Source organism: Pseudomonas sp. UBA5666, assembly GCF_002420785.1.
Taxonomy (GTDB): Bacteria; Pseudomonadota; Gammaproteobacteria; order Pseudomonadales; family Pseudomonadaceae; genus Aquipseudomonas; species Aquipseudomonas fulva.
In genome coordinates this window covers 1-11,984 of the sequence record NZ_DIIQ01000032.1, presented here as the reverse complement: position 1 = coordinate 11,984, position 11,984 = coordinate 1, and the positions used below count along the sequence as shown (strand labels likewise).

Here is an 11,984-nt window from a genome sequence, read left to right as displayed (position 1 = left end):
TGGCACCAATCGTGTGCCTGAGGTTTTCCTGTGGTGTTGTTATGCGCTCAGGATGACAGCATGAAAATCTGGTGGGTAACATGTGGCTATTACGTACTGCGGATTCCACGCCATTCGGACACTCAGCCCACGCTGATCCGGACACCTGTTCCACGCTCATTCGGACAGGCAGTCGGAGCGCAGCTCCTCTCGGCCCACCCATTGACTCAAGTCAGCCGTGATTGCCTAATTTCAGCTGTTCATTGTCATCTCCTCCGCGTCTCAGCGACGTGCCTCTGGCAGGTCGGTACAACTACCATGGGCGACTTCCGCCGCCATGCCCACGGTCTCACCTAGTGTTGGATGGGGGTGGATGGTCTTGCCGATATCCACGGCGTCGGCGCCCATTTCGATGGCCAGGCACACTTCACTGATCAGGTCGCCCGCGCCGGTGCCGACGATGCCGCCACCGACCAGCCGATGGGTCTCGGCATCGAACAACAGCTTGGTGAAGCCCTCATCGCGACCATTGGCAATCGCCCGGCCTGAAGCGGCCCAGGGGAATACCGCGGCCTCGACCTTGATGCCCTTGTCCTTGGCTTCCTGCTGAGTAAGACCAGCCCACGCCACCTCGGGGTTGGTGTAGGCGACGCCAGGAATTTGCAATGCGTCAAAGGTGCTACGCGCCAGCTCGGCATTGCTCAGCGCCTCGCCTGCTGCCACTTCGGCAGCGACGTGCCCCTCGTGCACCGCCTTGTGGGCGAGCATGGGCTGGCCAACGATATCGCCGATGGCGAAGATATGCGGCACGTTGGTGCGCATCTGCTTGTCCACGGCGATAAAGCCGCGCTCACCCACGGTGATACCAGCCTTGTCGGCATCGATCTGGTTGCCATTGGGTTTGCGCCCCACCGCCACCAAGACCAAGTCATAGCATTGCGGCTCAGCGGGGGCCTTTTCACCCTCGAAGCTCACCCAAATGCCCTGCTCGCTGGCCTCGGCTTTTACCGTGCGGGTTTTCACCATCACATTATCGAAACGGTGGCTGTTGTATTTTTCCCAGACTTTCACCAGGTCGCGGTCAGGCCCTTGCATCAAGCCGTCGAGCATTTCGACCACGTCGATACGGGCGCCAAGCGCCGAATAAACAGTCGCCATCTCCAGGCCGATAATCCCGCCGCCCACCACCAGCATGCGTTTGGGCACGGTACGCAGTTCCAACGCCCCGGTGGAGTCGACGATGCGTGGATCATTCGGCATAAAGGGCAGTTTTACCGCCTGGCTGCCGGCGGCGATCACGCACTGTTTGAAGCGGATGACCTTCTTCTCGCCGGTTTGCTCCTGGCCGGAGCCCGAGGAAACGGCCACTTCAATACGGTGGGGATCGAGAAAACGCCCAAAGCCACGCACCACATCGACCTTGCGGCCCTTGGCCATTCCAGCGAGCCCGGTGGTCAGCTTGTTGACCACCGATTCCTTGTGCGCGCGCAGCTTACCGACATCGACTGCGCCGGCACCGAACTCGATACCCAGAGCTGCCAGATGGGGCACCTCTTCCATCACATTGGCGATATGCAGCAAGGCCTTGGACGGAATGCAGCCCACGTTCAGGCATACGCCGCCAAGGGAAGCATAACGCTCCACGATTATGGTTTTCTGGCCCAGATCGGCGGAGCGAAAGGCGGCGGAGTAGCCGCCAGGGCCTCCGCCCAGAACCAGCACGTCGCATTCGAGATCAGAGCTGCCGGCATGGCTAGCAGCCGCTGTGGGCACGACAGCAGGCGCCGAGGCTGCAACAGCGGGCACGGGAGCGGACGCAGACGGCGCAACAGCCGCCTCCGACTCCAGCTTCAACAGCACAGCGCCTTCGGCCACTTTATCGCCGACGCTGGCCAGCACTTCCTTGACCACGCCAGCGGCAGAAGACGGCACATCCATCGTAGCCTTATCGGACTCCAGTACGCAGATCGGGTCGTCGACGTTCACCACATCGCCTACCTTGACCAGCACCTCGATCACCGGCATGGCCGCGGCATCGCCGATACCGGGCATCTTCACTTCAAAAACCTGACTCATGAGCTAGCCCCTTACAGCGTAATTCGACGGAAATCAACCAACAGAGCAGCCAGGTGCTGAAGGAAACGGGCCGCAGCAGCGCCATCGACCACGCGGTGATCCCAGGACAGGGCCATGGGCAGAATCAGGCGCGGGGCGAACCCACTGCCATCCCACACCGGTTTCATTTGCGCACGGGTAACGCCGAGGATCGCCACTTCTGGCGCGTTGATGATGGGGTTGAAGCCGGTACCGCCAATGCCGCCCAGGCTGGAAACGGTAAAGGTGCCGCCGGTCATCTCGGCGGGACCCAGCTTGCCGTCGCGGGCTTTTTTCGCCAGCTCGCCACATTCGCTGGCGATCTGGCCGATGCCTTTCTGATCGGCATCGCGAATCACCGGCACCACCAGCCCGTTCGGCGTGTCGGCGGCAAAACCGATGTGGTAGTACTGCTTCAACACTAGGATTGGCTCGCCGTCTTCGTTGCCCAACGAACTGTTGAACTGCGGGAAGGCTTTCAGCGTGGCCACCGCTGCCTTGATCAGAAACGCTAACATGGTGTACTTGATCGCGTCTTTGCCGCCTTCCTTATTCAGTTGCACGCGGAACGCTTCCAGCTCGGTGATATCCGCTTCTTCGTTGTTAGTAACGTGGGGAATCATCACCCAGTTGCGCGCGAGGTTGGCACCCGAGATCTTCTTGATCCGCGACAGCGCGACCTTCTCGATGGTACCGAATTTGGCAAAATCGACGTCCGGCCACGGCAGCAGATTGAGCCCGGCACCTGAGTTGCCCGAGCCAGGCACGGGGCTGTCCAGGCGAACCAGGGCATCTTTGACGAAGCGTTCGACATCCTCGCGAAGCATTCTCCCGCCTTTGCCAGTAGCCACCACCTTGGTTACGTCTACACCCAGCTTGCGCGCGTAGCTGCGAACCGAAGGGCTGGCATGGGGTTTCAGACCTGGCGTACTCACCGCTGGCGCAACAGCTGCCACCGGCACCGGTGCAGCCGGACTGGCGGCCACGGGGGCCGGCGCTGCACTCACCGGTGCATCCGCCACTGCTGGGGTATTCACTGGCGCCGCAGCGGCAGGCGTTTCATCGGCGGCCATCTGCAACCTGAGCATGGCACTGCCTTTGGAAACCCGATCACCTACCTTGAGGCTGACCGACACCACGGTGCCGGCCACAGGGCTCGGCACATCCATCGATGCCTTGTCCGATTCCAGAGTCAGCAAAGGGTCGTCGAACGCCACTGTATCGCCCGGTTTGACCAATACCTCGATCACCGGAAGGTCCTTGAAGTCGCCGATATCCGGCACTTGAATTTCTCTGATTTCACTCATGACTAACCGTCGCCAAGAAAGTGGATCCGCTCCCCCTACAGGGAGCGGATGGAACGCTCATCGAGCGCGAACGAAGAGACAACCCGTTAGCGCGCCCACGGCGCCGGTCGGCTACCATCCAGGCCGTAGCGCCCAATGGCGTCAGCCAACACCTGACGCGGCAGCGTGCCGTCACGCACCAGACCGTCCAGGGCGGCGAGAACCACCTGGTGACGATCCACTTCAAAGAAACTGCGTAAGGCGGTGCGGGTATCACTGCGGCCAAAGCCGTCGGTGCCCAGGACTATGAAACGCGCATCGACGTAGCTGGCGATCAGTTGCGGCCAGGCACGAACGTAGTCGGTGGCAGCAATCACCGGCGCGGTGCCTGCGAGGGAGGCGCACAGGTGGCTGACCTGTTCCGGCTCAGCAGGATTCAGACGATTGTGGCGCTCCACATCACGCGCCTCGCGCGCCAGCTCGCTGAAACTGGTGACGCTCCACACCTCGCTCGACACCTGCCAGTCGGCAGCCAGCAGCTCGGACGCGGCGATCACTTCGCGCAGGATGGTGCCGCTTCCCAGCAACCGCACCGCGCCACGCGGCGACGGCGCATCGGTCGCGGCATAACGGTACATGCCGCGAATGATGTGATCCTCGACGCCGGTCGGCAGCGACGGTTGAGCGTAGTTCTCATTCATCACGGTGATGTAGTAGAACTCGTCGACATCACGCTCCATCATCTGGCGCATGCCGTGATCGACAATCACCGCCAGCTCGCCGGCGAACGCCGGATCGTAGGCGCGGCAATTGGGCACGGTGGCGGCCATAACATGACTGCTGCCGTCCTGGTGCTGCAGCCCTTCGCCACCCAAGGTGGTACGCCCGGCGGTAGCGCCCAGCAAGAAGCCGCGGGCACGTTGGTCGGCCGCTGCCCAGATCAGGTCGCCGACTCGCTGGAAACCAAACATCGAGTAATAGATGTAGAACGGCAGCATCGGTTTGCCGTGGGCACTGTAGGAGGTCGCAGCCGCTACCCAGGAAGACAGCGCACCGGCTTCGGTAATGCCCTCCTCCAGCAACTGACCATCCTTGGCTTCACGGTAATACAGCATCGAGCCGGCATCTTCCGGCTCGTACAGTTGCCCCAGCGGCGAGTAGATACCGATCTGGCGGAACAGGTTGGCCATGCCGAAGGTGCGTGCCTCGTCGGCGACGATAGGCACCACGCGGGGACCCAGTTCCTTGTCTTTAAGCAAACCACCGAGCATCCGTACCACGGCCATGGTGGTGGACATTTCTTTGCCGTCGGCTTCGAAGGCAAAGCGTGCGTAGTCGGCCAGGGCCGGCACGGCGACGTGCTCTTTGCCCTTCTGCCGCGCCGGCATATAGCCGCCCAGCGCCGTTCTGCGCTCTTGCAAGTAACGTATTTCCTGACTGTCCTCAGTCGGACGATAGAAGCGCAGTTGCGCGACGTCGTCGTCCGACAGTGGCAGCGCGAAGCGATCACGAAATGCCTTGAGTGCATCGATATCCAGCTTCTTGGCCTGGTGCGAGGTCATGCGCGACTCGCCGGCACCGCCCATGCCGTACCCCTTCTTGGTTTTTGCCAGGATCACGGTCGGACGCCCCTTGTGCGCCTTGGCTGCAGCGAACGCGGCATACAGCTTGCGGAAGTCGTGACCGCCGCGCTTGAGCGCATCGATATCGGCATCGGACATATGCGAGACCAACGCCTGGATTTCCGGATCCTGCTGGAAGAAGTGCAGCAGGTTATAGGCGCCGTCCTTGGAGCCGAGGGTCTGATATTGACCATCGACGGTCTGGGCAAAGCGTTGCAACAGGGCATTACTGCTGTCCCGCGCAAACAACGGATCCCAGTCCGAGCCCCAGATGACCTTGACCACATTCCAGCCGGCGCCGGTAAACAGCGCTTCGAGCTCTTGAATGACCTGGCCGTTGCCACGCACCGGGCCATCCAGACGCTGCAAGTTGCAGTTGACGATAAAGGTGAGGTTATCGAGCTTTTCCCGTGCGGCGAGGGTGAGGCCGGCAATGGACTCCGGCTCATCCATTTCGCCGTCACCAAACACCCCCCACACATGGCGGTCGGCGGTTTCGGCCAGATTGCGATGCTCGAGGTAACGCATATAACGCGCCTGGTAGATGGCACTGATCGGGCCAATACCCATCGAGCCGGTGGGGAACTGCCAGAAATCGGGCATCAACCACGGGTGTGGATAAGAACTCAGGCCATTGCCGCTCACTTCCTGGCGGTAATTGGCCAGTTGCTCCTCCGACAGACGTCCCTCGAGGAACGCCCGGGCGTAAACGCCAGGTGCCGAATGCGGCTGGTAAAACACCAGATCGCCGCCGTGCTTTTCATCACTGGCACGAAAGAAATGGTTAAAACCGACCTCGAAGATTTCGGCGGCAGATGCATAACTCGCAATGTGCCCACCCAAATCCCCGTAAGCCTGATTGGCGCGCACTACCATGGCCAGTGCATTCCAGCGAATGATGGAAGTAATCCGTTCCTCGACAGCAAGGTCGCCTGGATAGGGCCCCTGCTTTTCAATCGAAATTGTGTTCCGATAAGCCGAGTACGGGTGCACATGCGAGGTGATGCCAAGTGCTCTTGCGTGTTGCTCTAATTGTTTAAGCAGAAACTGGCCACGCTCGGAACCACCATCGCGCACGACGGCCTCTAACGACTCCAGCCATTCCCGTGTTTCATCTCGGTCAATATCCATAGACGCCACTGACCCAGTTATCGAATTTTCGTTTAGCACACCCATATCTGCCTCCGCTCTTGTTACTGTTAGCTTAGAGGTAAACCGACAGAACATGCCGCCGTACTAATCTTCATTACTACCAATTTTCGGCATATAATGCTGCCAATCAACACAAATGAGGCGTAACATGCCGCAAGCACAACTCGACTCAATAGACCTGCGCATCCTCGAAGAACTGCAGGCCAACGCTCGACTCACCAACGTCGAACTCGCATCCCGCGTGCATCTATCGCCCTCGCCCTGCCTGACAAGAGTGAGGGCATTAGAAGAATCGGGTTTGATCAGTCGTTACGTAACCCTGCTTGACCCTTATGAACTAGGTCTGAGCGTCAGTGTATTTATCCAAATTACGCTGGAGCGCCAGGTAGAACGCGCATTAGAGACTTTTGAAGAGGCGATACAAAACTACCCGGAAGTCATGGAGTGCTATCTAATGACCGGCGACGCTGATTACCTGATCCGGGTTGTGGTACCCGATGTACAGGCACTCGAACGATTTATTGTTAATCAACTTTCCAAGATCCCGGGCGTCGCAAATATTCGCTCGAGTTTCGCGCTCAAACAGGTCAAATACAAAACGGCACTACCACTTCCCCGCACAGACTCGACTAAAACAGGCACCGGCAAACTTCGGCATAAATAACCCCCCCCCCACTTCAGGTGGTGCGAAAACCTCCAACCGCCGCGTTGAGGGCGTCGCCCACCTGCTCCAACCCGCGCACTGACGTTTCCAGCAAGCCGTTCGCCGCGGTGCTTTGCTCAGCGACCGCCCGTACTCGCTCCATGCTTTCGCCAACCTGTTCGGCCACCGCACTCTGCTGTTCGGCCGCCGCAGCGATCTGCTGACTCATCTGCTCGACTGTCGAGACTGCCGCGGCGATTTCCTGCAAAGCCTGTGACGCCTGCTCGGCAAGCACCACACTCTCGCCGGTCAGCGTGTGGCTCCCTCGCAAGCGGCTGGCTGTTTGCTCGGCCACCGTACGCAGCTGCTTGATGCTAGTGGCAATATCATCAGTGGAAGCTTGTGTCCGCCGCGCCAGGTGGCGCACCTCGTCCGCCACGACAGCGAAACCCCGACCGTTTTCGCCCGCCCGTGCTGCTTCAATCGCCGCATTCAGGGCCAGCAGATTGGTTTGCCCGGCCAGGGTATTGATCACATCGAGAACCTTGCCGATCGCCGCACTCTCGTTAAGCAGCGAGCCCATTGCCTCGGAACAGCCGCTCATTTCCTGTGCCAGGTGACCGATCTTGGTCGTCGCCTGACGCACCAACTCTTTGCCTTTACCCGCCTGCCTATTGGCCTGCTCGACTGCATCGCGGGTCTAACTGGCATTGCGCGCGACATCCTGCGCGGTGGCGGCCATCTGTTGCATGGCGGTGGCCGCTAATTCAGTCTCCTCGTGCTGCAAGTCGACTCCCTCACGAGTACGCTCAGTCACCTGAACCAGGCCGCTGGTGGCCTGGTTCAACTGCCCGACACCCTGGCCAATCCGGCCGATCAGCCCACGCAGACTGTCGAGCATGACGCCGACGCTGCCGAGCAGATGCCCCAGCTCATCACGTCGTCTGGCCGCATCGATCTGTGCGCTGAGATCGCCAGATGCCACGAACCGGGTAAGCTCACCGGCCTGACGCAGCGGCTGCAGGATCAAGTGGCGAATCAGCAGACCGGCACCGATGCCAAAGCCAAGCGCCAACAGCACAATCCCCCCAAGCAGCCGGGATACCCGCTGGCTCATCGACTGCGAAGCCTGCACCTGCGCGATGTGGGCCGCGCCAAGCAGTGCGCTTACCCTGTCAGCAGCGTCATTCTCGCGTCTTGGCTATCGCTGGCTTGATCACGACTTGCGGCATAACCGTTGAATGCGGCGCTGTATTCCGCCAGCGCCGTACTCGCCTGGGTCAACGACTCCCGCTCTGAACCCTCAAGCCGCAGCTCCAAGTTTTCCATGTACGAGCGCAGTTCAATAACTCTCGCCTCCCAGGCGTTGCGCACATCTGTGCTGCCGTCGAGAGTGAAATAGAGTTCGCTGTCACGCAGGTTTGCCAGCTTGTCACGCAGCGTGGAGGCTTGTTCAAGCTGCAGCATACGCACCGAATCAGCCGGCTGCGCCTGCGAGGCCAGGAGGTTGACCGCGTCGAGCTGATCCAGCATCACCACGGTGAACCGCTCGCCAAGCACCTGGGCCAACTGCTGCATGCGCAGGCGAGCTTCGCGAGCATCACGCTGGGCTTGAGCGTACCGCTTGAACTGGGCGAGATAGATTTTTGCCGCCTCCACGGAGTCGCCCGACCCGGACTCCACCTGGGACCTCTCCAGCAACGAGACGAGCTCATCGGTTAGGCCGACAACCGTGTTAGCCTCGTCTTCAGCCAACTCCAGGCCAAACGCCTTTACCGCTACCTGCGCTTGCAGCATCAGTGACTCGACGGATGCGACGTCGTTCATCTTCTCAGCTCGCACTTCGAGCACGTTGAAGGCATAGAACGCTGTGGCGGCAACGCCTAGTCGATGACGCGGAATCCGACTTTGTTCCGATAGCCTGTAACTAGATATTTTGTGAAAAGCTGCACCATCTCCAATTGGAGATGGTGCGGCAGAGTCACCAGTGGGTACGTCAGGTTAATTGGGTATCGATACGTTGCAGAGCCTCTACCAGGTATTTTTTAAACACTGGGTAGTTTTCACTCATAGGGAAATGTCCGATGTCCTCCATCTCAATGAATGACCCACCCTTGATCTGGTCGGCCGTTTCTTTGGTCGCGGAAGGAGGAGTCAGATAGTCATAGGTCCCGGTCATCATCACTACTGGACACTTCTCGCCATCGATCTGTCCAAGCTTGTCCCGCAAATCATGATCGACTGAGTAGAAGTAGAGATCACCTTTGAACGCTTCCGCGCCCTGACTGTAGTAATGCCATGTTAGCCAACGGTCCTTGTCTGACGACATTGGCGCCATCAAATCCCAGACTCCGCTTGCGCAAACTTGTGAGGCATTGGCATGGGGGTGATGCCACCAGTCAAGGTAGAATCCTGGCGCATACGCAGCAGCTTCGACCGGTATCACCGCCTTGAATCTGTCCGGGTGACGTAGAGCGAGCTGCAGAGCGACATTGCCTCCGAATGAAGAACCCATGAAGATCGGATTCTCCAATTCGAGCGCGTCGCAGAGGGCAACGATGAAGTTTACGTAGTGGTCGGCCGTGAGACGGTACTCCTCTTTCCACCACTCCTTATTAAGAGGTGGATCTGATTTCCCGTGACGCGGAAGATCGTAGGCGATAACCAGATAGTCCTTCGTAATATCATCGTCTTCGAGCAGATCTCGCCATTGATGATTGTGGCATCCAGCAGTGTGCTGGCAGATTAAAGGTTGGCCGCTGCCATTTTGGTTGTAAAACACCTTGTATTCGCAACCGTCCACCTCGAGGGTTACATAATGTCCTGTTACCGGTGAAATTCGAGACATGTTTCTTCTCCGACGAGATTCTGATTAAACCGGTACGCCGGTTTTACGAAGCAATTCAATTTGAATGGTGATGTTGCGAAGGTTCTGCATTAGCACAAGCAGATCGCCTTCCATCTTCAAATCCTCCCGGAACGAAGCCGCCCAGATACCATGGAACATTGGCGGTGGCGTCTCCATGCCAAATTTTTTCCACGTGGCGGCACTTGCCCGAAAGGCGAATTGGTAGCTATCGAGGGGGGCGGGGTTGACATTAATGTCGTTGACCTTGCCATCGCGCATATCAACGATGACTTTTGCAGTTTCCATGTCGAGCATGTACGTACACGTGAAGTACTTACCCATTGATTGGATCGTGGCATCAGAATCAGAATGCTCGCGAAATTTTTGGGCCCAAGATTGTACGTGTGTATCCATGACTTTCTCCTCTTTTTGTACTTTTTTCGAAAAATCAGTCATCGGTCATCGAACTGTTGACGCCAATGCCGAATTGACCCGTGTGCTGATGCAAGACTCACCCACCTCCAAGTTAGCACAAATCCAGCAAAGGCAATGATTCGCGAAGAAGAACAGACTGGGTCAATGACATGTCAGCAACTGTGTCAATTTGTCGCCGGCACCAACAGATAGATCGCAGCTCCTGTATCGATCGCTTAAAATCAGGCGCTGCGGTTTACCAGCTTAAGAGGTGCGGCACTGCGCTGTTGAGCCAGGTATCGAGTGCAACAAACCCGTAGGAATGAGGAGAAGTTCATCGCCTCATCGCGCGCTTTGGTGATCTCCTCATAGAGATTGGTGATCAACTGGTTGGTGGTCAGGCCTTCCACGGCGGACATCTCTGTGAGGATGTCCCAAAACTGGTTTTCCAGTCGCAGAGTCGTGATCACGCCGTGTATACGCAACGAGCGTGACCGAGATTCGTACAGTATTGGATCGGCTTTGATATACAGCTCGCACATTTTGAGGCCCTCCCGGTAAAAGGATTATTTCCCTCTTCAGGCAAAAAGGGTAATAGGCCAATACTACACGTGGCGCTCCAGCCAGGGTTGCAGTATTGCCTCTGCCCAACAGACTCATTTCGAAATCCAGGCAATGACCGCTGCCCAATGTCATCAACTTTGGAAATTATCCATAATATCATATGATTAGCGCTCAAATCAGTGCATGGGAGAAGCCCTTTTGACTACCTATACCGCATCGCTTGACACCCCCAGCCAAACCCTGACTTGAAAATTGTACAAAAAACAACCAGTCCGCTCGATTGTCCCGCCTTCATCGCCGCCCACCGCCAGAATCCTCAAGACTTTACCCTCCGACGCCAGCTCACCTTCAAGAACCTCGTCCTGTTCCTGCTCAATCAGCCACGCACGGCCCTGCAAACCGAACTCGATCAGTTCTATCGCGTACTCAATCAGGCGTCGACTGAGACGCAAATGGTCACTGCGCAGGCCTTCTGCAAAGCGCGCAAAAAGCTCAACCCCGAGGTATTTGAAAGTCTCAATCGCCTCCTGCAGCAACAAATTGACTGCTTCGGGCTGCGTCAGAAGTGGCGTGGGCTGAGGGTGCTCGCGGTGGATGGCTCGACCGTGCATTTACCCCTGGAGTCGACCATGGCGACCTTCTTTGGCAGTCACTCTGGCTTTCCCATGGCTCGCTTGTCCACACTCTACGAAGTCGCTGACGGTCAAACCTTGCATAGCCTGATCGTGCCCCTGACCGTCGGCGAGCGCGACTGTGCCCATCTGCACCTTGAGCACCTGCCGGCTGACAGCCTGACGCTGTTTGACCGTGGTTACCCTGGGCACTGGTTATTCGCGCTGTTCGCGCAGCAACAGCGGCACTTTCTGATGCGCCTGCCCTGTGGCTATAACGCCCAGGTCAAAGCGTTTCTACACTCTGACCAAGTTGAACAGAGCTTTTCGTGGCCAACCATCCTGAAGCATGTCTGTTCTGCTCCGAGGCTGGCGTTGATCCTGCCAGCCAGATCGAGCTGAGACTAATCCGGGTCGAGTTGGCCAACGGCGAAAGCGAGGTATTGCTGACCTCGCTGCTGGATCGAGAAGCCTTTCCCGCTGAGGTGCTTGCCGAGCTTTACCACCGCCGCTGGGGCATCGAAACCGATTTCCGTCGCCTCAAACAAACCCTGACGCTGGACAACTTCAGCGGCCGCAGCGTGACCGCTGTAAAGCAGGACTTTCATGCCGCTCAACTGTTGAAGAACCTGGCGCTGTTGATGCAGCACCTGCTACAGCCGGTCATCGAACAGCGCCACAAAGGTCGCAAGCTGCGATGGAAAGTCAACTTCACCCAAGGCGTGTCACGGCTCAAAAATACCCTGGTCGAGCTGCTGGTGCGGCACTGTG

General features: G+C 58.2%; 10 protein-coding genes and 1 pseudogene. 2 read left to right on the top strand and 9 right to left on the bottom strand.

All coding sequences use genetic code 11. The annotated features are described in order from the left end of the window. Window positions 1–261: 261 nt before the first annotated feature. The 3 genes from lpdA to mdeB all read right to left on the bottom strand — a co-directional run bounded on the left by lpdA (window position 262) and on the right by mdeB (window position 6,157). Window positions 262–2,055, bottom strand: coding sequence for a dihydrolipoyl dehydrogenase (lpdA, locus tag B2Y33_RS14550; protein ID WP_009681889.1), 1,794 nt, complete (start codon window positions 2,053–2,055; stop codon window positions 262–264). A gap of 11 nt (window positions 2,056–2,066) precedes the next feature. Beyond that, window positions 2,067–3,380 carry a dihydrolipoyllysine-residue acetyltransferase gene (aceF, locus tag B2Y33_RS14545; protein ID WP_009681890.1) on the bottom strand — a complete coding sequence of 438 codons (1,314 nt, stop codon included), beginning with the start codon at window positions 3,378–3,380 and terminating at the stop codon, window positions 2,067–2,069. 86 nt (window positions 3,381–3,466) lie between these two features. Continuing rightward, the gene (gene mdeB / locus B2Y33_RS14540) at window positions 3,467–6,157 is read right to left on the bottom strand and encodes an alpha-ketoglutarate dehydrogenase (protein WP_047150276.1); all 2,691 of its coding nucleotides are present in this window, start codon (window positions 6,155–6,157) and stop codon (window positions 3,467–3,469) included. 124 nt (window positions 6,158–6,281) lie between these two features. On the opposite strand from mdeB, the gene B2Y33_RS14535 reads away from it, so the two are divergent. Next, window positions 6,282–6,797, top strand: a complete 516-nt coding sequence (locus tag B2Y33_RS14535; RefSeq protein WP_009681892.1) for an Lrp/AsnC family transcriptional regulator — start codon at window positions 6,282–6,284, stop codon at window positions 6,795–6,797. A gap of 13 nt (window positions 6,798–6,810) precedes the next feature. Here the strand turns inward: B2Y33_RS14535 and B2Y33_RS14530 are convergent, their stop codons facing one another. The 6 genes from B2Y33_RS14530 to B2Y33_RS14505 form a co-directional block, all read right to left on the bottom strand. Further along, window positions 6,811–7,422 carry a methyl-accepting chemotaxis protein gene (locus B2Y33_RS14530; RefSeq protein ID WP_236183104.1) on the bottom strand — a complete coding sequence of 204 codons (612 nt, stop codon included), beginning with the start codon at window positions 7,420–7,422 and terminating at the stop codon, window positions 6,811–6,813. A 54-nt stretch (window positions 7,423–7,476) separates the two neighbouring features. Beyond that, window positions 7,477–7,893 (bottom strand): HAMP domain-containing protein, encoded by a 417-nt coding sequence (locus B2Y33_RS14525; RefSeq protein ID WP_009681894.1) that lies wholly within the window; start codon window positions 7,891–7,893, stop codon window positions 7,477–7,479. Window positions 7,894–7,943: 50 nt separating this feature from the next. Continuing rightward, window positions 7,944–8,603, bottom strand: a complete 660-nt coding sequence (locus B2Y33_RS14520; RefSeq protein ID WP_009681895.1) for a hypothetical protein — start codon at window positions 8,601–8,603, stop codon at window positions 7,944–7,946. Between the two features lie 169 nt (window positions 8,604–8,772). After that, complete coding sequence (locus B2Y33_RS14515) at window positions 8,773–9,624, bottom strand: alpha/beta fold hydrolase (protein WP_033690130.1); 852 nt, start codon at window positions 9,622–9,624, stop codon at window positions 8,773–8,775. Window positions 9,625–9,648: 24 nt separating this feature from the next. Further along, the gene (locus B2Y33_RS14510; RefSeq protein WP_009681897.1) at window positions 9,649–10,038 is read right to left on the bottom strand and encodes a hypothetical protein; all 390 of its coding nucleotides are present in this window, start codon (window positions 10,036–10,038) and stop codon (window positions 9,649–9,651) included. 242 nt (window positions 10,039–10,280) lie between these two features. Continuing rightward, a complete protein-coding gene (locus tag B2Y33_RS14505) occupies window positions 10,281–10,580 on the bottom strand; it encodes a ribbon-helix-helix domain-containing protein (protein ID WP_009681898.1) in 300 nt (99 codons plus the stop codon). Window positions 10,581–10,847: 267 nt separating this feature from the next. Here B2Y33_RS14505 and B2Y33_RS14500 point away from each other — a divergent pair. Continuing rightward, window positions 10,848–11,984, top strand: a pseudogene (locus tag B2Y33_RS14500) (IS4-like element ISPa1635 family transposase); the annotation flags it as partial.